25 protein-coding genes and 1 tRNA gene are annotated in these 23532 nt (G+C 68.2%); 18 read left to right on the forward strand and 8 right to left on the reverse strand.

Annotation, left to right across the window (positions count from 1 at the left end):
* Positions 1-4: 4 nt before the first annotated feature.
* From V6M56_RS11915 to V6M56_RS11940, 6 genes are all read left to right on the forward strand, one after another.
* Positions 5-400, forward strand: a complete 396-nt coding sequence (locus tag V6M56_RS11915; protein ID WP_332683946.1) for a phasin — start codon at positions 5-7, stop codon at positions 398-400.
* Between the two features lie 150 nt (positions 401-550).
* Positions 551-1534 (forward strand): hypothetical protein, encoded by a 984-nt coding sequence (locus V6M56_RS11920; protein WP_332683947.1) that lies wholly within the window; start codon positions 551-553, stop codon positions 1532-1534.
* A gap of 160 nt (positions 1535-1694) precedes the next feature.
* A tRNA-His gene (locus V6M56_RS11925) sits at positions 1695-1771 on the forward strand.
* A 140-nt stretch (positions 1772-1911) separates the two neighbouring features.
* Positions 1912-2316 carry a RidA family protein gene (locus tag V6M56_RS11930; protein WP_332683949.1) on the forward strand — a complete coding sequence of 135 codons (405 nt, stop codon included), beginning with the start codon at positions 1912-1914 and terminating at the stop codon, positions 2314-2316.
* 139 nt (positions 2317-2455) lie between these two features.
* Positions 2456-2884, forward strand: a complete 429-nt coding sequence (locus V6M56_RS11935) for an Hsp20 family protein (RefSeq protein WP_332683951.1) — start codon at positions 2456-2458, stop codon at positions 2882-2884.
* Between the two features lie 94 nt (positions 2885-2978).
* Positions 2979-3233 carry a BQ00720 family protein gene (locus tag V6M56_RS11940; protein WP_332683953.1) on the forward strand — a complete coding sequence of 85 codons (255 nt, stop codon included), beginning with the start codon at positions 2979-2981 and terminating at the stop codon, positions 3231-3233.
* 115 nt (positions 3234-3348) lie between these two features.
* Here V6M56_RS11940 and V6M56_RS11945 read toward each other — a convergent pair whose 3' ends face one another.
* On the reverse strand, positions 3349-4128 hold the full coding sequence (locus V6M56_RS11945; protein WP_332684003.1) for an alpha/beta hydrolase: 780 nt from the start codon (positions 4126-4128) through the stop codon (positions 3349-3351).
* A gap of 127 nt (positions 4129-4255) precedes the next feature.
* On the opposite strand from V6M56_RS11945, the gene V6M56_RS11950 reads away from it, so the two are divergent.
* The 3 genes from V6M56_RS11950 (at position 4256) to V6M56_RS11960 (ending at position 7066) form a co-directional block, all read left to right on the forward strand.
* Positions 4256-5479, forward strand: coding sequence for a glycosyltransferase family 4 protein (locus V6M56_RS11950; RefSeq protein WP_332683955.1), 1224 nt, complete (start codon positions 4256-4258; stop codon positions 5477-5479).
* Positions 5480-5645: 166 nt separating this feature from the next.
* Positions 5646-6188 carry a translation initiation factor IF-3 gene (gene infC / locus V6M56_RS11955; protein WP_332684005.1) on the forward strand — a complete coding sequence of 181 codons (543 nt, stop codon included), beginning with the start codon at positions 5646-5648 and terminating at the stop codon, positions 6186-6188.
* Positions 6189-6325: 137 nt separating this feature from the next.
* Complete coding sequence (locus V6M56_RS11960; RefSeq protein ID WP_332684007.1) at positions 6326-7066, forward strand: aldolase; 741 nt, start codon at positions 6326-6328, stop codon at positions 7064-7066.
* Positions 7067-7073: 7 nt separating this feature from the next.
* Here the strand turns inward: V6M56_RS11960 and V6M56_RS11965 are convergent, their stop codons facing one another.
* The 5 genes from V6M56_RS11965 to V6M56_RS11985 all read right to left on the reverse strand — a co-directional run bounded on the left by V6M56_RS11965 (position 7074) and on the right by V6M56_RS11985 (position 11740).
* Entirely contained in the window at positions 7074-7703 is a 630-nt protein-coding gene (locus V6M56_RS11965; protein WP_332683957.1) for an aspartate/glutamate racemase family protein, read from the reverse strand.
* A 52-nt stretch (positions 7704-7755) separates the two neighbouring features.
* Positions 7756-8778 carry an amino acid ABC transporter substrate-binding protein gene (locus tag V6M56_RS11970; RefSeq protein WP_332683960.1) on the reverse strand — a complete coding sequence of 341 codons (1023 nt, stop codon included), beginning with the start codon at positions 8776-8778 and terminating at the stop codon, positions 7756-7758.
* A gap of 53 nt (positions 8779-8831) precedes the next feature.
* On the reverse strand, positions 8832-10169 hold the full coding sequence (locus tag V6M56_RS11975) for an aspartate aminotransferase family protein (RefSeq protein WP_332683962.1): 1338 nt from the start codon (positions 10167-10169) through the stop codon (positions 8832-8834).
* Positions 10166-11059 carry a MurR/RpiR family transcriptional regulator gene (locus tag V6M56_RS11980; RefSeq protein WP_332683963.1) on the reverse strand — a complete coding sequence of 298 codons (894 nt, stop codon included), beginning with the start codon at positions 11057-11059 and terminating at the stop codon, positions 10166-10168. The genes V6M56_RS11975 and V6M56_RS11980 overlap by 4 nt, the downstream gene beginning before the upstream one ends.
* Positions 11060-11146: 87 nt before the next feature.
* Entirely contained in the window at positions 11147-11740 is a 594-nt protein-coding gene (locus V6M56_RS11985) for a TetR/AcrR family transcriptional regulator (protein ID WP_332683966.1), read from the reverse strand.
* A 113-nt stretch (positions 11741-11853) separates the two neighbouring features.
* Here V6M56_RS11985 and V6M56_RS11990 point away from each other — a divergent pair, with 113 nt between their 5' ends.
* The 3 genes from V6M56_RS11990 to rplT all read left to right on the forward strand — a co-directional run bounded on the left by V6M56_RS11990 (position 11854) and on the right by rplT (position 13832).
* Positions 11854-13059 (forward strand): MFS transporter, encoded by a 1206-nt coding sequence (locus V6M56_RS11990; RefSeq protein ID WP_332683967.1) that lies wholly within the window; start codon positions 11854-11856, stop codon positions 13057-13059.
* A gap of 160 nt (positions 13060-13219) precedes the next feature.
* Positions 13220-13420 (forward strand): 50S ribosomal protein L35, encoded by a 201-nt coding sequence (gene rpmI, locus V6M56_RS11995; RefSeq protein ID WP_332683968.1) that lies wholly within the window; start codon positions 13220-13222, stop codon positions 13418-13420.
* Between the two features lie 28 nt (positions 13421-13448).
* Positions 13449-13832: a 50S ribosomal protein L20 gene (gene rplT / locus V6M56_RS12000; RefSeq protein ID WP_332683970.1), complete on the forward strand. Its 384-nt coding sequence runs from the start codon at positions 13449-13451 to the stop codon at positions 13830-13832.
* Between the two features lie 177 nt (positions 13833-14009).
* Here rplT and V6M56_RS12005 read toward each other — a convergent pair whose 3' ends face one another.
* Entirely contained in the window at positions 14010-14771 is a 762-nt protein-coding gene (locus V6M56_RS12005; protein ID WP_332683972.1) for an LOG family protein, read from the reverse strand.
* Between the two features lie 292 nt (positions 14772-15063).
* Here V6M56_RS12005 and pheS point away from each other — a divergent pair, with 292 nt between their 5' ends.
* The 6 genes from pheS to V6M56_RS12035 all read left to right on the forward strand — a co-directional run bounded on the left by pheS (position 15064) and on the right by V6M56_RS12035 (position 22844).
* A complete protein-coding gene (gene pheS, locus V6M56_RS12010) occupies positions 15064-16146 on the forward strand; it encodes a phenylalanine--tRNA ligase subunit alpha (protein ID WP_332683973.1) in 1083 nt (360 codons plus the stop codon).
* 28 nt (positions 16147-16174) lie between these two features.
* Complete coding sequence (locus tag V6M56_RS12015; protein ID WP_332683975.1) at positions 16175-17362, forward strand: glycosyltransferase; 1188 nt, start codon at positions 16175-16177, stop codon at positions 17360-17362.
* Positions 17359-19782 carry a phenylalanine--tRNA ligase subunit beta gene (gene pheT, locus V6M56_RS12020; protein WP_332683976.1) on the forward strand — a complete coding sequence of 808 codons (2424 nt, stop codon included), beginning with the start codon at positions 17359-17361 and terminating at the stop codon, positions 19780-19782. Before V6M56_RS12015 ends, pheT begins: the two co-directional genes overlap by 4 nt.
* A gap of 218 nt (positions 19783-20000) precedes the next feature.
* Positions 20001-20912 carry an alpha/beta fold hydrolase gene (locus V6M56_RS12025; protein WP_332683979.1) on the forward strand — a complete coding sequence of 304 codons (912 nt, stop codon included), beginning with the start codon at positions 20001-20003 and terminating at the stop codon, positions 20910-20912.
* The gene (locus V6M56_RS12030) at positions 20909-21988 is read left to right on the forward strand and encodes a tartrate dehydrogenase (RefSeq protein ID WP_332683980.1); all 1080 of its coding nucleotides are present in this window, start codon (positions 20909-20911) and stop codon (positions 21986-21988) included. The genes V6M56_RS12025 and V6M56_RS12030 overlap by 4 nt, the downstream gene beginning before the upstream one ends.
* A gap of 115 nt (positions 21989-22103) precedes the next feature.
* Positions 22104-22844 (forward strand): TerC family protein, encoded by a 741-nt coding sequence (locus V6M56_RS12035; protein ID WP_332683983.1) that lies wholly within the window; start codon positions 22104-22106, stop codon positions 22842-22844.
* A 7-nt stretch (positions 22845-22851) separates the two neighbouring features.
* Here V6M56_RS12035 and V6M56_RS12040 read toward each other — a convergent pair whose 3' ends face one another.
* Positions 22852-23463 (reverse strand): 4'-phosphopantetheinyl transferase family protein, encoded by a 612-nt coding sequence (locus tag V6M56_RS12040; RefSeq protein ID WP_332683985.1) that lies wholly within the window; start codon positions 23461-23463, stop codon positions 22852-22854.
* Between the last annotated feature and the right edge of the window lie 69 nt (positions 23464-23532).

Here is a 23532-nt window from a genome sequence, read left to right on the forward strand (position 1 = left end):
GATCATGGACGGCAAGACCCCCTACGAGGTGCCTACCGAGATGCGCGAATTCGCCGAGAAGAGCGTCGATCAGGCCCGCAAGGCTTTCGACGGTTTCATCGGTGCCGCCCAGAAGGCCGTCGAGAACGCCCATGGCTCGGCCGAGTCGGCCCGCGTCAACGCGCAGGACGCGACCCGCAAGGCGATCGGCTATGCCGAGAGCAATGTCGCCGCCGCTTTCGACCTCGCCCAGAAGCTGGTCCGGGCGCGCGATGTCAATGAGGTGCTGCAGCACCAGTCCGAGTTCCTGAAGTCGCAGATGGCCTCGTTCCAGGCTCAGCTCAAGGAACTCGGTTCGGCGGTCCAGGAAGCTGCGGCCAAGACGGCCGAGACCGCCGCCAAGGCGACGAAGACGAAGTAACGCCTGCTGCCAGGGCGGAGCGGGTCTCGCAGACGAGCCGGATCCGATCAGGTTGGAACAACCTGATCGGCGCGTGCTCTAGCGGGCCGGGTGTCAGCCCGGCCTCCATCTCTGCAGGTCCGCCTGCCCGAAACCTGAAGGAAAACCGCAATGGCGAAGCAAACCACCCCCGGCAAGGCTCCGATCAGCCTCGCGCCGGTCAAGGCGATGACCGAATTGCAGCCCACCCCGGCGACCGTGACCGCAGCGGCGATCCCGCCGGCCCCCGTCCCGGCCGCGCCGGCGCCCGTCAAGGTCGAAGCGGCGCCCGCCGCTCCCAAGGCGACCGAGAAGCCGGTGGTCGACGCAGTTCCGGCCAAGCCTGCGCCAGCGAGCCCTGTCGCAGTGCCGGCGAGCCCTGTCGCAGTGAAGCCGGCTCCCACTCCCGCCAAGCCTGTTCCCGCCAAGCCCGTTCTCGCCAAGCCCGTTCTCGCGAATACCGCTCCCGCCGCGAAGTCGCCCAAGCCTCGGCCGGCCGTGGTGCAGGGCGCGCCGGCGCAGCCCGTGAAGGCTGCCGCTCCTGTCGCCAAGTCCGTGGCCAAGCCTGCTGCCAAGCCGGCGCAGGCGAAGGCCGAGCCCGCGCGCATGGTAGCCGTCAGCCGCATTGCCAAGGTCGCGGCCCCGCGCGCCAAGGCCGAGTCGCCGAAACGCGCCGCCAAGACCGTGGCTGCGTCTGCCAAGACCGTGGCAGCGCCCGCCAAGCCGGCGAAGGCGAAAATCGTTGCGATCAAGCCCGCTGCCGCCGTCGTCGAAAAGGCGGTCGAGACCGCGACTTCCGCCCCGGCCAGGCTCGTGGCCGTGGCGAAGGCGGCTCCCGCCGGGCTTGCCGGCTTGGGCCCCTATGCGCCGACCGCCTGGCTGAACCAGACGCTGGCGCTGACCCGCACCTTCGGGGCGATCCAGGCCAAGGTGCTCGACCATGCCTGTGCCGAGCTGAAGGCGAAGCTGGGCGAGATCGAGACGCTGGCCCGCACGCAGAGCCCCGCCGACGCGGTGGCGTTGCAGGCCAGGGCCTTCCGCCGCGGCTATGAATCGCTGTCGAGCCATCTCGGCGACCTCGCCGCGACGGCCCGCAAGGAGCTGCCGCGCCCCTGATCGGGCGGCCGGCGCAGCTTCCGCGCGTCGGCCCTGCATTTCACCGTTGCATTCGGCTCGGCGCGGCACTAGGTTCCGCGCCGTCGCCGGATCGGCACCGGTCCGGCGGTTGCCGGCCCATGTCGGCAGGGATATGCGATCGCGGATTTCGCGAAGCCGTGCAGCCATAGCTCAGTTGGTTAGAGCGCTAGATTGTGGATCTAGAGGTCCCCCGTTCAAGCCGGGGTGGCTGTACCATCTCCCTCCGCTAGAGAGATCGTCCTGAAGATTGCGGCGGGCCGCGCCGGCGGCTTAGGCTGTCGGATCGGCCTTCGCCGCGTCGACCTGTTGCGGTCGCGCCGCGCATCGCACCCGCCCTAGGCGCCAGGACACTCGCCATGCCGATGAAGATCGACCGCATCGACCCCGCCTCGCTCGCGCCGCCGACCGGCTATTGCCATGTCGCGGTCGTCAGCGCCGGCCGGCAGGTCCATGTTTCCGGACAGATCGCGCTCGACGCGATGGGCAAGGTCGTGGGCGAGGGCGATGTCGCCGCCCAGGCCGAGCAGGTCTATGCCAATCTCGCGGCCGGGCTCGCCGCTGCCGGCGCCGATTTCTCGAAGGTCTTCAAGACGGTGACCTATGTCGTCGAGCTGACGCCGGAGAAGGTGGCGGCGGTGCGCAAGGTGCGCGCGAAATATCTCGGCGAGGGGCCCTATCCGGCGAGCACCATGGTCGGCGTCACCGCCTTGGTCGATCCGCGCCTCCTGATCGAGATCGAGCTCGTCGCGGCGCTGGATTGAAGCCGGGCCGCAGCGGACTTGAAGCCCGGCCCAGGGGTCGCCATATCGTGGCTGCGCGGTGGGGTTCGCCCGTCGCGTGCGGGGTGCTGCGCCAGCGGGCTCCGCCAAGTTCAAGAGGCGCCTTTTCAAGGGCTTCGCAATGACGCGTCCGCCTAGCTTGTCGCATCCTTTTCTGCTCGGCTTCGACGATATCGAGCGGGCTCTCGACCGTGTCGCCAAAGGCGCCGGCGAAGGCTATCCGCCCTATAACATCGAGCGCATGCCGCGCACCGAAAACGAGCCCGACAAGCTGCGGATCACGCTTGCGGTGGCAGGATTCTCGCGCGAACAGCTCGAGATCACGCTGGAAGAGAACCAGCTCACCATCCGCGGCCGCCAGATCGACGACAAGACGCGCCAGTTCCTGCATCGCGGTATCGCCGCGCGGCAGTTCCAGCGCTGCTTCCTGCTCGCCGACGGCATGCAGGTCCTGGGCGCCGATCTTTCCAACGGGCTGCTCGCCATTGATCTCGCCCGTCCGGAACCGGAACGGCTCGTCCGGCGTATCGATATCATGAGCCGCGACTGAAGGAGGTCGGTATGGGGAGGCACGCGGTTTGCCTTCTGTTCATGATCACGGGTTCACAATCAAACCGCCTCGCACTGCTCTGAAGGAGGGCGCGATGACCGAGACCAGATACAATCCCCTGACCACGGCCGAATTCGCCGCGCTCGGCGCCGGCCAGGTCGCCTATCTCAAGCCGATGACCTCCGACGAGCTGGTGCGGATCTTTCCGCAGGCGCCGCATATCGAGCCCGGCCTGCAGCTCTTCGCTTTGCTCTCGGCCGATGGCGCGCCGATCCTGGTGACCGATTCGCGCGAAGCCGCGACCGCCAATGCCTGGGAGCACGACCTGAAGATGGTCAGCCTGCACTAGAGCATCGGTCCGAAAAGTGGAATCCGGCTTTCGGTTGAATCCGATGCTACAACAAAGAGCTAGATCGCCATCTCTGCGTCCGAATGGACGCCCGGCGATCTAGGCACCCGAGGCTTCAGCCGGCCGCGGGGGCGATGCCCTCCACGGCCGCGACGAGGCGCTCGATGTCCTCCGGCGTCGACAGGCGGTGGTCGCCGTCCTTGACCAGGGTCAGGACCACCGGATCGTGCGGCAGGTGCTCGACCAGCCTGAGCGCCTGGTCATAGGGCACGTCGGGGTCCTTCATTCCCTGCAGGATATGGACGGGGCAGCCGGTCTCGATCGGCTGCCCGAACAGGAGATGGCGGCGCCCGTCCTCGATCAGCGCCCGCGTGATCGGGGTCGGTTCCGGCGCATAGGCCGAGGGGCGCAGCCAGACGCCGTCGTTCAGGATTGTCTCGCGGACCGCCTGCGGCATCTGCGCCCACATCAGCTCTTCCGAGAAGTCGACGGCCGGCGCGATCAGCACCAGGCCGGCCGGGGCCTGCCCCGGCGCCCGCTCGCGCAGCCGCCGCGCCGCCAGCAAGGCGAGCCAGCCACCCATCGACGAGCCGACCAGCACCGCCGGCCCCGCGACCTGCGCGGCCAGCACGGCGAGCGCGTCGTCGAGCCAGTCGGACAGGGTCCAGCGCGCGAAATCGCCGCTCGATTCGCCGTGGCCGGCATAGTCGAAGCGGATGAAGCTGCGGCCCTTCGCCTGCGCCCAGGCCGCCAGTGCCTCGGCCTTGGTCGCGCGCATGTCGGAGCGGAAACCGCCGAGCCAGACCACGGCCGGACCACTGCCGGGCTGGGCCAGCACGGCGATCTCCCGGCGGCGTTCGCCCTCGCCGACGCTCAGAAATTGCGGTTGAGGCATATTCACCCTATTTCTCCTGTGACGAACCGCGGGAATCTGCGCCGGGGCCGCTGTGCTTCGCGTAAGCGCTATGCCCATCATGGCGCAGATGGCAAACCCGCTTTCAGCAAGAAGGCCCTTTCGAACGGTGAGCACCACCTTGCGCTCCGGCGCACCACTCTCGTTGCCCTCGACCGAGACGCACCCGCTGAGCGGGCGCACCGTGCTGCAGATCATCCCCGAGCTCGAAGCGGGCGGGGCCGAGCGCACCGCCGTCGATATCGCCGAGGGTTTGACCGAGGCCGGCGCCCGCGCGCTGGTCGCGACCGAGGGCGGCCGGCTCGTCGCCGAGCTCCAGGCCAAGGGCGGCATCTGGCTGCCTTTCCCGGCGGCATCCAAGAATCCGTTCGCCATGGCCCTGAACGTGCGCAAGCTCGCAAGCCTCTGCCGGCAGGAGCGCGTCGACCTCGTCCATGCCCGCTCGCGCGCCCCGGCCTGGGTCGCGCTGGCGGCGACGCGGGCGCTGCGGCTGCCCTTCGTCACCACCTATCACGGCTCCTACAACAGCCGCTCGGTGGTGAAGAACCATTACAATTCGGTGATGGCGCGTGGTGACGTCGTCATCGCCAACTCGGCCTATACCGCCGACCTGATCCTGGCGCGGCACGGCTTCGCGCGCGACCGCATCCGCATCGTCAACCGCGGCACCGATTTCTCGGCCTTCGCGCCGGCCGCGGTCGGGCCCGAGCGGGTCAGCGCGCTCCGCCGCGCCTGGGGTGTCGAGCCGCATCAGCGCATCGTGCTCTTGCCCGGCCGGCTCACCGGCTGGAAGGGCCAGAAGGTGCTGATCGAGGCGGCGCGGCTGATGCGCGAGGCCGGCGACGAGGACACCGCCTTCATCCTCGCCGGCGACGCCCAGGGCCGCGACGGCTATGTCCGCGAGCTCGACGAGGCCATCGCCCGGGCCGGGCTGGAGAAGCGCGTGCGCCGGGTCGGGCATTGCAGCGACATGCCGGCCGCGATGCTGTCGGCGGCGATCGTCGCCGTGCCTTCGACCGAGCCCGAAGCCTTCGGCCGCGTTGCCGTCGAGGCGCAGGCGATGGGCGTACCCGTCGTGGTCTCCGATCTCGGGGCCGTGCCGGAGACGGTGCTGGCGCCGCCGCAGGTCGGCCCCTCTGAGCGCACCGGCTGGCGCGTTCCGCCCGGCGATGCGCCGGCCCTGGCCGCGGCCCTGCGCGACGCGCTGGCGCTGCGCCCCTCCGCCCGGGATGCCCTGGCGCGGCGGGCCCGCCTGCATGTCGAACGGCATTTCTCGCTGGCCTCGATGGTCAACGATACGCTGGATGTCTACTGCGCCCTGCTGGGGCGTTGAGAGGACCGACTACCTGCGTGGAGGGCGGGGCCGCGTGCCGCTCGCGTCGCCGGCATTTGCCGCCTTGCCACGCGCATTTGACTTTGCCGTCCATTGACAACGCTACGCGTTGTGCAATGTGTCTGATCAACGGTGCGTAACGCGCCAGTCACAGGAGAATACAGCCATTCGCCGCCCATATCGTGCAGCTCCCACCCCGACCAAGGACGGTCCCCGCTCCAACCGCGACATTCGCGGCGTTCGTGACGTCCAGCTCATCGACGACACTGGCGTCAATCGCGGCGTGGTCTCGTTTTTCGAGGCGCTGAAGATTGCTGAGGATGCCGGACTCGACCTCGTCGAGATCGCCCCCAATTCCGAGCCGCCCGTCTGCAAGATTCTCGATTATGGCCGCTTCCGCTTCCTCGAGCAGAAGAAGGCGGCCGAGGCGCGCAAGAAGCAGCGCACCATCGAGATCAAGGAAATCAAGCTCCGCCCCGGCATCGACAAGCACGATTACGAGGTGAAGATGAAGGCCATGCACGGCTTCTTCGACGAGGGCGACAAGGTCAAGGTGACCCTGCGCTTCCGTGGCCGCGAGATGGCGCACCAGGATCTCGGCGTGAAGGTGCTCGAGCGCGTCAAGGCCGATCTCGCCGAGATCGCCAAGGTCGAGAGCGACTGGCAGCTCGAAGGCCGCCAGATGGTGATGGTTCTCGCGCCTCGCTGAGGCGTCACCGGCAGGCGCGGCTCGCGCCATGTGAATCTTGCGCCATGCGAATCCGATCAGGCCCGGCCCTCGCGCCGGGCCTTGTCATGTCGGGGCGTGCGATGCTTGGCTGAGCCATTGCCAGCCAGCGTGAGGCCATCGCCGCCATGACCAGACCGACCGTCACCGAGCAGCGCCGCGATCTCGCCGCCGCCTTGCGCCTCGCCGCCAGGTTCGAGCTCAACGAGGGCATCTGCAATCATTTCTCGGTGGCGCTGCCCGACGGCCCGGACGGGCGGCCGCGCTACCTGATCAACCCCTATGGCGTGCACTGGTCGGAGATGCGGCCGTCCGACCTGCTGCTGATCGACGAGCAGGGCCAGGTGCTGGAAGGGGAGGGCGAGGTCGAGGCCACCGCCCGCAACATCCATGTCGCCGCCCACAAGGCCAATCACCGCCATGTCGCGGTGCTGCATGTCCACATGCCCTATGCCACGGCGCTGACCATGGTCGAGGGCGGCCGGCTCGAGATGGCGCACCAGACCGCCTGCCGCTTCCATGGCCGCACGCTCTACCAGGATCATTTCGGCGGGCTCGCGCTCGACGAGGGCGAGGGCGAGGCGATCGTCGCGGCCAATCGCGAGCAGGGCCACGCCGACATCACCTTCCTCGCCCATCACGGCGTCACCATCGGCGGGCCTTCGGTCGCGGTTGCCTTCGACGATCTCTATTTCCTCGAACGCGCCTGCCGCCAGCAGGTGCTGGCGATGTCGACCGGCCGGCCCTTGAAGCTGATCCCGGCCGAGGAGATCGAGGCGACGGCGCGCGAATGGCGCCAGGTGCTGGTCTACCAGGCGACCAAGCATTTCGAGGCGCTGCGCCGGATGGAAGGGTTCTGAGCGGCGCTCAGGCCAGCAGCCGCCTGAGCTTCCGCACGGCGCTCTCCGGCGTCGTCAGCACCGGCCTGCCGGTCGCGGCGGCAACGGCCGGCGCGGCCCGCGCCAGACTGAACTGCGCCAGCGCGATCGCGTCGCAATCGGCGAGGTCGCGTGCCGCCTCCGCCGCCAGCCGGTCATGCGCCTCGCCATCGCCGCGATCGAGCGCCGCGAGCGCCCCCTCGGCTAGCCTCGGCACGACCGAAAGCGCGGCGGGAAACTCCGCCGGCATCGAGGCGAGCGTCGGTGCGAAGCTGGCGAGCAGGCCGATGCGCGCGCCTGCCGCCTGCGCTTCCTCGATCATCGCCTCGTTCGGCTTCAGCACCGGCATCGGCGCAAACTCGCGCTGCACCGCCTCGATGCAGGGGCCGAAGGCCGAGCAGGTGAACAGGATGCCCTCGGTGCCGGTCGCCTTCGCATAGCGGGCGAGTTCGAGGAAGCGCCGCGTCATCGCCGCGGTGATCTTGCCGTCGCGGGCGAGGTCGGCCGAGAGGCTGTCGTCGAGCAGGTTCATCAGCGTGGCCTGCGGCCACAGGCGCGCAAACGCCGCCTCGATCGGAGGCGGCGAATGGCGCAGCGCATGGATCAGCGCGATCCGCACCGGCGCGCTTTCCGTTCGGCCGGCGGGAGCATGATCGCGTCGACGAGCATGCTCAGCGGATCGGATAGGGGTATTGCAGCCCACCCCTCGAGGCGAGGTCGTTCAGCCCGCGCTTCAACTGCAGCTTCGAGCCCATGCCGACATTGCGCTCGAAGCTCTCGCCGTAATTGCCGACATGCTTGATGATCCGGTAGGCCCAGTCATTGGTCAGGCCGAGCCCCTCGCCGAACTTGCCTTCGACGCCGAGCAGGCGCTTCACTTCCGGGTTCGACGATTTCAGCATCTCGTCGACATTGGCCGTGGTCACGCCGAACTCCTCGGCATTGAGCATGGCGTAGTGCACCCATTTGACCAGGTTGAACCAGCTTTCGTCGCCGCGCTTCACCGCCGGGCCGAGCGGCTCGCGCGAGATCAGCGTCGGCAGGATCACGAACTCGTCGGGCTTGGAGAACTTCAGCCGCTCGGCGGCGAGGCCCGAGGAATCGGTGGTGAAGGCGTCGCAGCGGCCGGCTTCCAGCGCCTTGACGCCCTCCTCATTGGTGGCGAAGCCGATGATCTCGTATTTCAGGTTGTTGGCGCGGAAGAAGTCGGCGAGGTTCAATTCGGTGGTGGTGCCCTGCGTCACGCAGATCGAGGCGCCGCTCAGCCCCTTCGCCTCGGTGACGCCCAGCGCCTTCCTCACCATGAAGCCCTGGCCATCGTAATAGTTGATGATCGGCCAGGACATGCCCGCCGAGGTGTCGCGCGACATCGTGTAGGTGGCGTTGCGGGCGAGCATGTCGACCTCGCCGTTCTGCACGACGAGGAAGCGCATCTGCGGCGTCGTCGGCACGAACTTGATCTTGTTCGGGTCGTTGAAGATCGCCGAGGCGACGGCGCGGCAGAGATCGATGTCGAGCCCGGCCCAGCGCCCGTCTGAACCCTGCAGGCCGAAGCCGGGCAGGGCGATATGGTTGCCGCAGATCAGTTCGCCGCGGGCCTTGACGCGTTCGAGCGTCCCGTTCTGCGCCGCTGCTGGAGCGGCGAGTGCCGCCAGTGCGAGCGCGGTCAGGCCGGCCTGTTTCAGTCGTTTCATGGCAGTTCCCCTATGTTGGTGCAGGCTCTTTGGCGGCCCGCATGGTGGTCTTCTCAGGCCGGTAGCACCGAACCTAGCGCGGCGTCGACCGCATCGCCCAGGCGTTCGACGATGGCGTCTATGGTGGCGGCGTCGACGATGAAGGGCGGCGCCAGCAGGACATGGTCGCCGGCGCTGCCATCGGCCGTGCCGCCCATCGGATAGACCAGGAGCCCGCGCTCCTGCGCCGCCTGCTTGATCCGGGCGTTGAGCTTGAGCCCAGGATCGAACGGCGTCTTGCCCGAGCGCTCGGCGACGATCTCGACGCCCCAGAAATGGCCGCGGCCGCGAATGTCGCCGACATGATGGTGGTTGCCGAAGCGCTCGCGCAGCCGCTGCTCCAGCCGCGCGCCCTGGCGGCGGACATTGACGAGCAGGTCGTCGCGCTCGATTACCTTCTGCACCGCCAGCGCGGCAGCGCAGGCGAGCGGATGGCCGACATAGGTCTGGCTGTGCGGGAAGGCGCCCGAGCCCTGGCGCACCGCCTCGACGATCCGTTTCGAGGCCAGCATGGCGCCGATCGGCGCGTAGCCGCCGCCCAGCCCCTTGGCGATCGCCATCAGGTCCGGCGCGATGCCTTCCTGCTCGCAGGCGTGCAGCGTGCCGGTGCGGCCCATGCCGCACATCACCTCGTCGAGGATGAGCAGCACGCCATGGCGGTCGCAGATCTCGCGGATGCGCTTGAAATAGCCTGGCGCTGCCGGCGCCGCTCCGAGCGTCGCCCCGACCACCGTCTCGGCGACGAAGGCGCAGACCGTCTCGGGGCCGAGCTCGAGGATCTTCGCCTCGAGCTCGTCGGCGGTGCGCAGGCCATATTGCTCGCTGGTCTCGTCGGCGCGCCGGCCGCGATATTCGAAGCAGGGCGAGATGTGATGGCCCTGCATCAGCATCTCGGCGAAGGGGGCGCGGTCCTTCATCCGGCCGCCGACCGAGAGCGCCCCCAGCGTGATGCCGTGATAGCTCTGCAGCCGCGAGATGAAGTTGACGCGCTTGCGCTCGCCCTTCTCGACGAAATAATGCCGCGCCATCTTCAGGCAGGCCTCGATCGCCTCCGAGCCCGAGCTGCAGAAATAGACGCTTTCCATGCCGGCCGGCGCCCGCGCGATCAGATGGTCGGCGAGCTCCTCGGCGGCATCGGTGGTGAAGAAGCTGGTATGGGCATAGGCGAGCTTGTCGATCTGCGCGTGCATCGCCGCCAGCACGTCGGGATGGCCATGGCCGAGGCAGGAGACCGCCGCGCCGCCCGAGGCGTCGATATGCTCGCGGCCGTCGCGGTCGCGCAGCACGACGCCCTCGCCGCCATTGGCGAGGGGATAGGTCTTGCCGAGCATGCGATGCAGGACATGGCTCATTTGCGGCCTCGCTTGGCGGCTCTGGGTTGCAGGAAGGTGCCGGCGGCTTCGAGCTCCGCCTCGTGACGGGCGATTCCCGCCAGCGCCGCGCTGCCCTTGCGCGCCGTCATCAGCGCCGCCAGGCATTCGACCGCGGCGAAGGCCGGCGTCATGCTGTGGAAGAAGGAAGGCGTCTCGGTCCGCACCAGCAGCGCCGCATCGGCGATGGCGGCGAGCGGCGAGAGCGGGCTGTCGGTCAGCGCGATCAGCTTCGCGCCCTTCGCTTTCGCCAGCGCTGCCGCCTGCAGCGTCAGCCGCGTATAGGGCGCCACCGAGACGGCGAACAGCGCATCGCCGGGGCCGATCCGGCGCAGTGCGTCGATGCCGCGCCCGCCGGCGCCGTCGGCCAGCACCGAGTCGGCGCCGATCAGGTCGCGGATATAGTCGAGCATATAGGCGGCCGGGAAGGACGAGCGCAGCCCGAAGCAGAACACCGTCTGCGCCTCTGCAAGCAGGGCGGCCGCGTGCTCGAACCGGGCCAGCGCCTCCGGCTCGCGCAGCGCCCGCAAATGCTCGGCCAGCGCCGCGAACATGTCCTGCGCGATCGCGCCGGCACCCTCGTCGCCATGGCGCTGCATCAATTCGCCGGCGCGGCCGGCAAAACCCTCCGGACGCTGCCGCAGCGTGGCGGCATGGATCGCCCGCAATTCGTCATAGCCGGCGAGGCCGAAGCGCTGGGCGAGGCGCGTCAAGGTCGCCGGCGACAGCCCGGCGCGCTTGGCCTGCTCGCGCGTCGTCAGCAGCGCCACATCGGCCGGATGGTCGAGCACCCAGCGCGCCGCCGCCTGCAATTGCTGCGGCAGCTGCTCGAAACGGTCGGCAAGGGCTGTGCTCAGATGCGATTGGTCCACGGCCGAAGGCTAACAGGCAACCGGTCGAGATGAAACATCCAATTCATGTCATAGAAAGAAATTCGTTTGTTTCACCGCGCCTCTGTGTCAGCGCCGGGCGCGCAGCCCGTCCAGCAGGGCGTTGAAAGCCTCGATCGCCTTGCGCGAGGCCGCTGGCGCATCGGGCGCATGGGCGATCCACTGCGCAGCGTGCAGGGTCGCGCCGGAGATCAGCCGTGCTGCCGCCTCGGCGTCGACGGCGAGGATGGTTCCGGCGGCCGCGAGCTTCGACAGGCTGTCCGTCATCGAGCGGATGCAGGCGCTCTGCGTCGGCCAGGTCCAGGGATCGCCGAGGACGGCGGGGCCGTCGCGCAGCACGACGCGCTGGATCTCCGGCTCCAGCGCCATCTCGATATAGGCGGTGCATTCGTCGCGGAAGCCGGTCCAGGGATCCTCGGCCCGCTCGGTGACGGCGCGCAGGCGTTCGTTCATCTCGTCGTCGATCTGCGCGATCACCGCGGCGAGCAAGCCCTTCTTGTCGCCGAAATGATGGTAGAGCGCCCCGCGTGTCAGCCCGGCCGCGGCGGTCAGATCGTCCATCGAGGTCGCGGCATAGCCGGCCGTGCCGAAGGCGGCGCGCGCCGCCTCGATCAGCTTGGCGCGGGTCTCGGCGATCATCTGCTGGCGCGGCCTGCGGCTCATCCATTTTCCTTTCGCATACGCGTCGTATGTGAATTGACATGCGTTGCGTATATAATTACTCATGTCACATACGCAACGTATGTCAATTACGCTTCGATGTGACGGAGACGTCCATGCCCAACCCCTATCGCGAGATTTTCCGGGCTCCCGGCTCGATCGGCTTCTCGGCCGCCGGCTTCATTGCCCGCATGCCTTTCTCGATGCTCACCATCGGCATCGTCACCATGCTGTCTCAGGCCCGCGGCGAGTACTGGCTCGCCGGCGGCGTTGCCGCGACCTTCGCGCTCGCCAATGCGCTGATCGCGCCGCAGATCTCGCGGCTGGTCGACCGGCATGGCCAGAGCAAGGTGCTGATTCCCGCAACGCTCGCGACCATCGTCGCGCTGGTCGGCTTGATGGTGGCCACCCGCCTCAATGCGCCGATCTGGGTGCTCTTCCTCTTTGCCGGTCTCGCCGGGCTGGAGCCGAGCATGATGGCGATGGTGCGCGCCCGCTGGATCGAGATCTACAGGGACACGCCACATTTGCGCACCGCCTTCGCCTTCGAGTCGGTCGTCGACGAGGTCATCTTCATGATCGGCCCTGTGATCTCGATCGGCCTCAGCGTCATCTGGTTCCCGGAGGCCGGGCCGCTCGCGGCGACGATCCTGCTCGCCGTCGGCATGGCCTTGTTCGTGGTCCAGCGCGTAACCGAACCGCCCGTGCACCCGCAGGGCGTCAGCGAGGGCGGTTCGGCCATCCGGCTCGTCCCGGTGCAGATCATCGCCCTGGTCATGGTCGCGCTCGGCGTGGTCTTTGGCACCGCCGAGGTCACGGCGGTGGCTTTCGCCGAGGCGCAGGGTAACAAGGCGGCGGCGAGCCTGGCGCTCGCGGCCTACGCCGCCGGTTCCTTCATCACCGGTCTCGTCTTCGGTACGCTGCGCCTGCGCCTGCCGCTCGCCACGCAATTGCTGCTCGCGATCGCGCTTGCCGCGGCAACGACCTTGCCGCTGCTGATCGTCTCCTCGCTCTGGATGCTCGGCACCGTGCTCTTCATCGCCGGCGCCTCGATCTCGCCGACCGTCATCGTCGCCATGGCGCTGGTCGAGCGGCACGCGCCGGCCGCGAAGCTGACCGAGGGTATCACCTGGGTGATGACCGGTATGGGCATCGGCATGGCGGCGGGGTCGGCCGCCTCGGGCTGGCTGATCGATCTCTATGGCGCGAGCAGCGGTTTCTATATGTCGGTCGCCGGCGGCTTCTCGGCGCTGGCGATCGTCGCGGTCGGGTTCTGCCTGATCGCCGAGCCGCGGCGAGAGCGCGAACCGGCGCTCGCCTGAGCGCAAAGGAAGGCCGCGCTTGCCAGGGCGCGGCTTTTCTGTCATACGCGCGGCCTTCGATCGCCCGGCTGATAAGGGCTGCCGTGGCGATCGTTCTTTGCTTCCCAAAGCAAAATTGAAGCGGCGCACCTCGCGCGCTCGCGACCTATGAGGAGCTGAAATGCCCAAGATGAAGACGAAGGCGAGCGCCAAGAAGCGCTTCAAAATCACCGGAACCGGCAAGGTGCTCGCTGCCCAGGCCGGCAAGCGTCACGGGATGATCAAGCGGACCAACAAGCAGATCCGCAACCAGCGCGGCACGACGACCCTGTTCGAGGGCGACGCTGCCAACGTGAAGAAATTCTTCCTTCCCAACGGCTGACGCCTGACAACCTTTCCGGAGATCAAACATGGCTCGCGTGAAACGGGGCGTTACGTCCCACGCCAAGCACAAGAAGACACTGAAGGCCGCCAAGGGTTTCTATGGCCGCCGCAAGAATACGATCCGCGCCGCCAAGGCGGCCGTCGATCGGTCGATGCAGTATGCCTATCGCGACCGCAAGAACCGGAAGCGCTCGTTCCGCGCGCTCTGGATCCAGCGCCTCAACGCTGCGGTGCGCGAGCACGGCCTGACCTATTCGGCCTTCATCAACGGGCTCACCAAGTCGGGCCTCGAGCTCGACCGCAAGACCCTGTCGGCGCTGGCGATCGACGACGCAGTGGCCTTCGGCGCCGTCGTCGAGACGGTCAAGGCGACGCTCGCCAAGGATGAAGGCGCCCGCCAGGCGGCCTGATCCTTCGGGTTTCGAGAATGCGAAAAGGCCGGCAGCGATGCCGGCCTTTTTCTTTGGCTTGCTTTCGGTCGGCTTGCGGCTTCCCCGTCATTGCGAGCGCAGCGAAGCAATCCAGGGGCATCGAGCGAGCCCTCCTGGATTGCTTCGCCGCTTCGCGCCTCGCAATGACGCTGGTGCTCAGGTCTGAACGCTGTCCGCCGCCGCCGGTGTCCAGCCATCGCCGGCTCCCGCGACGATCCGGGCATAGGCCTCCTCCGGCGTGTCGGCATAGCAGAACAGGGCGAGGTCCTCCTTCCGGATGAAACCGGCCTCGGCCATGCGCTTGAGATCGAGCAGCCCTTTCCAGAAGCCGCTGTCATAGAGCACGATCGGCACCGGCGGCATCTTGCCGGTCTGCGTCAGCGTCATGATCTCGAACAATTCGTCGAGCGTGCCGAAGCCGCCGGGGAAGGCGACCAGCGCCGCCGCCCGCATGGCCAGATGCATCTTGCGAATCGCGAAATAGTGGAAGCGGAAGGTCAGGTCCGGCGTCGAGAAGGCGTTGGGCTCCTGCTCGTGCGGCAGGGTGATGTTGAAGCCGATCGAGACCGCGCCGGCTTCGCCGGCGCCGCGGTTGGCGGCCTCCATGATGCCGGGGCCGCCGCCGGTAGCGATGACATGGTGGCGCCCGCTGGCGCCGGGCTCGAGCGCCCCGCCGCGCTCCGAGGCGATGCGGGCGAATTGCCTTGCGGCTTCGTACCAGCGCTCGCCCTCGCGCACCCGCGCCGAGCCGAAGACGACGATGGTCGAGAGGATGCCGCGCGCCCGGAGATTGTCCTCCGCCTTCTGGTATTCGAGCATGAAGCGCACGCCGCGGTTCGAATCGCCCAGGATGAAGTCCCGGTCGAGGGCGGCGAGGCGGTAGGACGGCGAATTCTTCTGGGCGGTGTTGTCAGGCATCTCGGCATCTCCGTGCTGATCCTTTGCATAGCCGGGCCGGGTCGCCCCTGTCGCCCCCGGCAGGGCGCGACTGCGACGGTTCTGTCATGAAGCGGGCCGGGCAGCGCCGGCCGGAGCGAAAAACCGCGTGATCTCCTCGCTTTGCCAGCGCAATTCGGGCTGGCATCCGCATGGCCGACACCCTAGAAGATGCCTCGCCGGAGCATGCTCCGGCATTTCGATGTGGCGCGAGTTCCCGTCCGCCAGCCGGCTCCGGCCGGGCGGAACAACGCGCTAACGGACCAGATCAGGCATGAACGACATCAACACCCTTCGCGATACCCTTCTCGGCGAGATCGCCGCGGCGCAGGACGAGGCGGCGCTCGAACAATTGCGCATCGCGGCGCTCGGCAAGGCCGGCTCGGTTTCCGGCCTGCTGAAGACGCTCGGCGCGATGACGCCGGACGAGCGCAAGGAGAAGGGGCCGCTGATCAACGGCCTGCGCGACGGCGTCCAGCAGGCACTCGGTGCCCGCAAGGAGGCGCTGGGCGAAGCGGCGCTGGGGGCGCGGCTTGCGGCCGAGCGGCTCGACATCTCGCTGCCGGTGCGCGAGGGGCCGGAGGCGCGCGGGCGCATCCACCCGATCAGCCAGGTCATCGACGAGATCACCGCGATCTTCGGCGATATGGGCTTTTCGGTCGCCGAGGGGCCGGATGTCGAGACCGACGACCTCAATTTCACCAAGCTCAACTTCCCCGTCGGCCACCCGGCGCGGGAGATGCACGACACCTTCTTCTTCGCGCCCGACGCCAATGGCGAGCGCAAGCTCCTGCGCACCCATACCTCGCCGGTGCAGGTGCGTACCATGCTGGCGCAGGAGCCGCCGATCCGCGTGATCTGCCCGGGCCGGACCTACCGCATGGATTCCGACCAGACCCACACGCCGATGTTCCATCAGGTCGAGGGCCTCGTCATCGACAAGAAGACCCATTTCGGCCACATGAAATGGGTGCTGGAGGAGTTCTGCAAGGCGTTCTTCGAGGTCGAGAGCGTCAAGATGCGCTTCCGCCCGTCCTTCTTCCCCTTCACCGAGCCTTCGGCCGAGGTCGACATCCAGTGCTCGCGCAAGGGCGGCGAGATCCGCTTCGGCGAGGGCGAGGACTGGCTCGAGATCCTCGGCTGCGGCATGGTCCACCCGAACGTGCTGAAGAATTGCGGGCTCGATCCGGACGTCTATCAGGGCTTCGCCTGGGGCATGGGCATCGACCGCATCGCCATGCTGAAATACGGCATGACGGATCTGCGGCCCTTCTTCGAGGCCGATATCCGCTGGCTCTCGCATTACGGTTTCCGCCCGCTCGATCTGCCGACCCTGACGGGCGGGCTGTCGTCGTGAGCTCCGGGCTTTAGGAGAGGAAAGGCGCATGAGCGCGGCGCATTGGGCTGGCCTGATCGCGGCACTGATGGTGGCGGCCAACCTTGTGTGCCTGGCCATCGCTTTCCTGCGCCTGCGTCGCAAGCCGGTCGAATCCGCGCTTTTGCGCCAGTGCCCGCCGGTGACGATCATCCGGCCGCTGCGCGGCCTCGAGGCCTTCAGCCACGAGACGCTGACCTCCGGCCTCGTCCTCGACCATCCCGACTACGAGACCATCTTCTGCGTCGCCGATGCGGAGGATCCGATCCTGCCGCTGGTCGAGGAACTGATCGCGAGCCATGCCCCGGGCCGTGCGCGCCTGATCGTCGGCGATGTCGCGGTCAGCGCCAATCCCAAGCTCAACAACTGCGTCAAGGGCTGGCAGGCGGCGCGGCATGACTGGGTCGTGCTCGCCGATTCCAACGTGCTGATGCCGAAGGATTATCTGCAGCGCCTGATGGCGGCGTGGCGCGACGATAGCGGCCTCGTCTGCTCGACGCCGGTCGGCTCGCGCCCGCTATGCTTCGGCGCCGAGGTGGAATGCGCCTTCCTCAACACCTTCCAGGCGCGCTGGCAATATGCCGCCGAGGCGCTCGGCCTCGGCTTCGCCCAGGGTAAGTCGATGCTCTGGAACAAGCCCTTCCTCGACGCCAATGGCGGCATCGCGGCGCTCGCCGCCGAGATCGCCGAGGATGCGGCGGCGACCAAGCTGGTGCGCCGGGCCGGCAAGCATGTCCATCTGGTCGGCCAGCCCTTCGAGCAACCGCTCGGCCGCCGCAGCCTGCGCGACGTGGTCCAGCGCCAGTTCCGCTGGGCCCGGCTGCGCCGCGTCACCTTCCTGCCCTTCTTCGCGCCGGAGATTCTCTCCGGGCCGCTGGTGCCGGCGCTGCTGGCCGGCTTCGCCGCGCCCGCCTTCGGCCTCGCGGGCTGGCAGGCCGGGCTGCTCGTGCTCGCGATCTGGTATGCCGGCGAGATGGCGCTGGCGAAAGGTGTCGGCTGGTTCCTGAACTGGCGCACGCCGGCGGCCTATCTCGCCCGCGACCTCGTTTTCCCCGGCATCTGGGCCTATGCCTTCCTCGCCGGCGAGGTCAGCTGGCGCGGTAACGAGATGAAGATCAGAACCGATGGCGACGACCGGCTGAACGAGACCGGGTCGGCGCTTTCGACGGCCAATTTGCGTAGCGACGGAAGATCATGAAATTCACCCTCTCCTGGCTCAAAGACCATCTCGACACCACGGATTCGCTCGACACCATCACCGAGACGCTGACCCGCGTCGGTCTCGAGGTCGAGGCGGTCGAGGACAAGGCCAAGGCGCTGTCGGCCTTCACCATCGCCTATGTCGTCGAGGCAAAGCCGCATCCCAATGCCGACCGGCTGCGGGTCTGCCTGGTCGATACCGGCTCGGGCGAGCCGGTGCAGGTCGTCTGCGGCGCGCCCAATGCCCGCACCGGCATGAAGAGCGTGTTCTCGCCGCCCGGTACCTACATTCCCGGCAAGGACATCACGCTCGGCAAGGGCGTGATCCGCGGCGTCGAGTCGAACGGCATGCTGGTCTCCGAGGCCGAGCTCCAGCTTTCCGAGGACCATGACGGCATCATCGACCTGCCCGACGATGCGCCGCTCGGCCAGCCCTACGCCATCTATGCCGGCCTCGACGATGCGATGATCGAGATCGCGGTGACGCCGAACCGCGCCGATGCGCTCGGCGTCGCCGGTGTGGCCCGTGACCTCGCCGCCGCCGGGCTCGGCACGCTGAAGACGCAGCCGGTGCAGCCGGTCCGTGGCAGCTTCCCTTGCCCGGTCGACGTCAAGCTCGACTTCGCCCCGCAGGACAAGCGGCTTTGCCCGGCCTTCGCGCTGCGGCTGGTGCGCGGCGTGAAGAACGGTCCGTCGCCGGACTGGCTGCAGGCGCGCCTGCGTGCCATCGGCCTGCGGCCCATCAACGCGCTGGTCGATATCACCAATTTCATGACCTATGACCGCAGCCGGCCGCTGCACGTCTTCGACGCGGCCAAGGTCCATGGCAACCTGACGGTGCGCCGGGCCAGGGCCGGCGAGCAGATCCTGGCGCTCGACGGCAAGACCTATACGCTGACCGACGAGCAGGTCGTGATCGCCGACGAGAAGGGCGTCGAATCCTTCGCCGGCATCATGGGCGGCGAGGCGTCGGGCTGCGATGAGAGCACCGTCGACGTGCTGGTCGAAAGCGCCCTCTGGGATCCGCTCAACATCGCCCGCTCGGGCCGCGCCATGGGCATCACCTCCGATGCGCGCTACCGTTTCGAGCGCGGCGTCGACCCGGATTTCTGCCGGCCGGGCCTCGATCTCGCGACGCAGATGATCGTCGAGCTCTGCGGCGGCGAACCCTCCGAGATGGTCTTCGCCGGCGAACTGCCCGAGAGCGCCCGCGCCATCGATTTCCCCTGGTCCGAGGTCAAGCGCCTGACCGGGCTCGACCTGCCGCAGGTCGAGATGAAGCTGGCCCTGACCTCGCTCGGCTTCCACGTTTCGGGCGCCGGCGACCGGGTCAAGGTCGCGGCTCCCTCCTGGCGCGGCGATGTCGAGGGCAAGGCCGATCTGGTCGAGGAGATCCTGCGCATCGCAGGGCTCGACCGGGTCGCTTCCGCGCCGCTGCCGCGGATCAAGGGCGAGGTCGTCAAGCCGGTGCTGACCGTGCTGCAGAAGCGCACGCGCCAGGCCAAGCGCCTGCTCGCCAGCCGCGGCCTGGTCGAGGCCGTGACCTGGTCCTTCATCTCGCATGAGGCGGCCAAGCTATTCGGCGGCGGCTCGCGCAAGCTCGTCCTCGCCAATCCGATCGCGGCCGACCTTTCCGACATGCGGCCCTCGCTGCTGCCGGGGCTGATCCGTTCGGCGCAGGCCAATGTCGACCGCGGGCTCGGCGATGTCGCGCTGTTCGAGGTCGGCCAGGTCTTCCAGAGCGACGAGCCGGAGGGGCAACTGATCGCCGCCGCCGGCCTGCGTCGCGGCACCGCCCGGCTCGAAGGCACCGGCCGTCATTGGGACGGGGCAGCGAGGGCGGTCGACGCCTTCGACGCCAAGGCCGACGTCATGAACCTGCTCGCCGGGCTCGGCGTGGCGGTCGGCGGCCTGCAGATCGTCGCGGGCGGTCCGGCCTGGGCCCATCCCGGCCGCTCGGCCACGCTGCAATTCGGCCCCAAGGGCGTCATCGGCGCCTTCGGCGAGGTCCATCCGCGGGTGCTCAAGGCGCTCGACGTCAAGGGGCCGCTGGTCGCCTTCGAGATCCATCTCGATGCGCTGCCTTTGCCGAAATACAAGCCGACCAAGGTCAAGCCGAAGCTCGCCCTCTCCGATTTCCAGCCGCTGACCCGCGATTTCGCCTTCATCGTCGACCAGGCCGTCGCTGCCGGCGACATGGCGCGGACGGCCCAGAATGCCGACCGGGCGCTGATCGCCGAGGTCGGCGTCTTCGACCTCTACGAGGGCGCCGGCGTCGAGCCGGGCAAGAAGTCGGTGGCGCTGGCGGTGACGCTGCAGCCGGTCGAGAAGACGCTGACCGAAGCCGAGATCGAGGCCGTCGCGGCCAGGATCGTCGCCGAGATGGCCAAGCGCTACGGCGCGGCGCTGCGGGGGTAGGCCGGGCGGCGATTGCCGTCATTGCGAGCGCAAGCGAAGCAATCCAGCGGGGTTCGCACTGCGGCCCCTGGGTTGCTTCGTCGGCAGAAGCCTCCTCGCAATGACGGCCGGGCTGACCACTGCCCACCGTTATTGATCAGGATTATGAAATAATCGGCAGGCGAAATCGCCCGGAAATCCGGGTATCGCCTGCTCATTGTTGCAAATCGTGAGGCTGGATGTCCGTCACCGAGGTCCCCGTCGAAGACAGTCTCTTTCCCGGCTTCAGGCTGCTCGACGTCGAGGCTTCCGGTGCGCGCATCCGCGTCCGCACCGGCGGGGAGGGGCCGCCGCTCCTGCTCCTGCACGGCTATCCGCAGACCCATGCGCTCTGGCACAGGGTCGCAGCCCTGCTGAAGGACCGGTTCACGCTCGTCTGCGCCGATCTGCGCGGCTATGGCGACAGTTCGAAGCCGCCGACCGACGCCGAGCATTTTCCCTATTCGAAACGCGCCATGGCGCAGGACATGGCTGAGGTCATGACCGTGCTCGGCCATCGGCGCTTCTTCGTCGGCGCCCATGATCGCGGCGCGCGCGTCGCCCATCGGCTCGCGCTCGACCATGAGGAGCGCGTCATCCGTCTCGCCACGCTCGACATCGCGCCGACGCGCGAGATGTATGCGGGCACCGGCGAGGCCTTCGCCCGCGCCTATTGGCACTGGTTCTTCCTGATCCAGCCGGCGCCCTTTCCCGAGCGCATGATCGGCGCCGACCCGAAGGCCTACTGGCTGAAGAAATGCGGCTCGGGCTCGGCCGGGCTGTCGCCCTTCGCGCCGGAGGCGCTGGAGCATTACCTGCGCTGCTTTGCCGATCCGGCGGCCGTCCACGCCAGCTGCGAGGATTACCGCGCCGCCGCGACCATCGACATCCGCCATGACGACGAGGATGGCGGGCGCAAGCTCGCCCAGCCGCTGCTGGCGCTCTGGGGCGAGAACGGCGTCATCGGCCGCTGCTTCGATCCGCTGGCGCTCTGGCGCCTGCGCGCGGCCGATGTGCGCGGCAAGGCATTGCCGGGCGGCCATTATCTGGCGGAAGAGATCCCCGATCTCGTCGCCGCCGAATTTGCTGCCTTCTTTGGAGAACCCGCATGAGCCGCACCAATCGCGTCTACCGCATCGCCGTCATTGCCGGCGATGGCATCGGCAAGGAGGTCATGCCCGAGGGCCTGCGCGTGCTCGAGGCGGCGTCGAAGAAATACGGCTTCGAGCTGCGCCTCGACCAGTTCGACTTCTCCTCCTGCGACTACTACGCGAAGCACGGCAAGATGCTGCCGGACGACTGGAAGGAGAAGATCGGCGGCCATGACGCGATCTATTTCGGTGCCGTCGGCATGCCGGAGCAGGTGCCGGACCATATCTCGCTCTGGGGCTCGCTGCTGCTGTTCCGGCGCGAATTCGACCAGTACGTCAACCTGCGGCCGGTGCGGCTGATGCCCGGCGTGCCCGGCCCGCTGGTCGGTCGCAAGCCCGGCGACATCGACTTCTTCGTGGTGCGCGAGAACACCGAGGGCGAGTATTCCTCGGTCGGCGGGCGGATGTATGCCGGCACCGAGCGCGAGATCGTCATCCAGGAGACGGTGATGAGCCGCGTCGGCGTCGACCGCGTGCTGAAATATGCCTTCGAGTTGGCGCAGCGCCGGCCGCGCAAGAAGCTGACTTCCGCCACCAAATCCAACGGCATCTCGATCACCATGCCCTACTGGGATGAGCGGGTGAAGGAGATGGCGAAGAATTATCCGGGCGTTGCCGTCGACCAGTACCATATCGACATCCTGACCGCGCATTTCGTGCTGAATCCGGACCGCTTCGACGTCGTCGTCGCCTCCAACCTGTTTGGCGACATCCTCTCGGATCTCGGCCCGGCCTGCACCGGCACGATCGGCATCGCGCCTTCCGGCAACATCAACCCGACCGGCGACCATCCTTCGCTGTTCGAGCCGGTGCACGGCTCGGCGCCGGACATTTTCGGCCAAGGCATCGCCAACCCGGTCGGCATGATCTGGTCGGGCGCGATGATGCTCGACCATCTCGGCGAGACCGAAGCGGCGAAGGCGATCGAGGCCGCGATCGAGCGGGCGCTCGGCGACGAGCGGACCCGGACCCGCGATCTCGGCGGCAAGCTCGGCACGGAGGCCGCCGGCAAGGCGGTGGAACAACAGCTCGGCTGAGGCCGGGCAGCAATCGAGGCACCGGCGGCGCTTTCTCGGCGCCGGTGCTTGCCTAAAACGGCCGATGGGGCCACAGGGGGGCTGACGGCCCCGAGAGTGAGGGAACGACCGCGTTATGGATTTCTCAACGTCAACCTTCTGGGTGTCGCTGCTCCAGATCATCTGGATCGACCTCCTGCTCTCCGGCGACAACGCGGTCGTGATCGCGCTCGCCTGCCGCTCCCTGCCCGAGAAACAGCGCAAGGTCGGCATCTGGCTCGGCGCCTCCGCCGCGATCGGCCTGCGCATCATCTTCGCGCTGGTCGTCACCTATCTGCTGGCCGTCCCCTATCTGAAGGTCATCGGCGGCCTGCTGCTGTTCTGGATCGCGATCAAGCTCGCCATGGGCGAGGAGGAGGAGCACAGCGACATCGCCGCCAGCGACAGCCTGTGGAAGGCGGTGCGGACGATCGCCATCGCGGACGCGGTGATGAGCCTGGACAACGTCATCGCCATCGCGGCCGCCTCGCGCGGACATCCCGAGCTCTTCATCTTCGGCCTGCTGCTCTCGATCCCGCTGATCATCATGGGCGCGCAGTTCCTGACCTCGATCATCACCCGCTACCCGATCCTGATCTGGCTCGGCGCGGCGCTGCTCGGCTGGATCGCTGCGGAAATGCTGATCGGCGATATCGCCGTCCTGCAATGGCTCCAGGTCAATTGGCCGAGCTGGGTCGTCAACGTTCCCCTGGACCAGAGCCCGATCGGCATCAAGCCGGCCAGCATGCCGCATTATGTCAGCTCGGCCCTGGGCGCGATCGTCGTCTGCGTCGTCGCCTATGCCCTGAAGAAGAAGCCCGTCGACCAGCCGGGCTGAGAGGCTCTCAAGCGAGCTCGATAAAGGCGGCGGCCATGGTCCCATGGCCGCCGTTTTTCATGATGCGGCTGGCGCCGGCGAGGGCGGCGCCCGGCCGCTCCGGGTCGTCGACCTCGAAGAGGTCGAGCCCCGCGAGCCGGACCAGGAAGCTCTCGGGCGCGCGCCGGAAGCCGGTTCCCAGCGCTTTCACATAGGCCTCCTTGGCGCTCCAGAGCTGGGCGAAGGCCAGCGGCCGGGCTGGCGGCGGCAGGGCCTGCAGCATGGCGCGCTCGCCGGGATGCAGGGCGGCCAAAGGCGGCTCCGCAGTGAGTTCGACGCCTTCGACATCGACGCCTGCGGGCTGGTGGGAGAGCGCGACCGCGACGAGGCCGGCGCGCGTCGCCAGCGACAGGTGCAGCCCCGAGCCATGCGGGTTCGCGATCAGGGGGCGCCCCGCAGGCTCATGGTCGAGCGTCACGGCCTCCGGATCCAGGTTGAACTGGTTGGCGAGGATGCTCCGCGCCAGTCCGCGCCGCAGGGCCGAGCGTTCCGGCAGCGTCGCCGGGCGCCGGTCTGTCGCTATCAGCCAGATGGCCGGGAGCGTCGCGGCGCGCGCGCCCGGGGAGGAAAGCCAGAGCATGAGTCGTTCTAGCCGCGATCCGCCGGCCTGTCGCGCCGGCGCGCGGTTCGCCGCCGCTTTGCGCTGCAC

The sequence above is a fragment of the Allobosea sp. genome (assembly GCF_036675845.1).
In the GTDB taxonomy this organism is placed as follows: domain Bacteria; phylum Pseudomonadota; class Alphaproteobacteria; order Rhizobiales; family Beijerinckiaceae; genus Allobosea.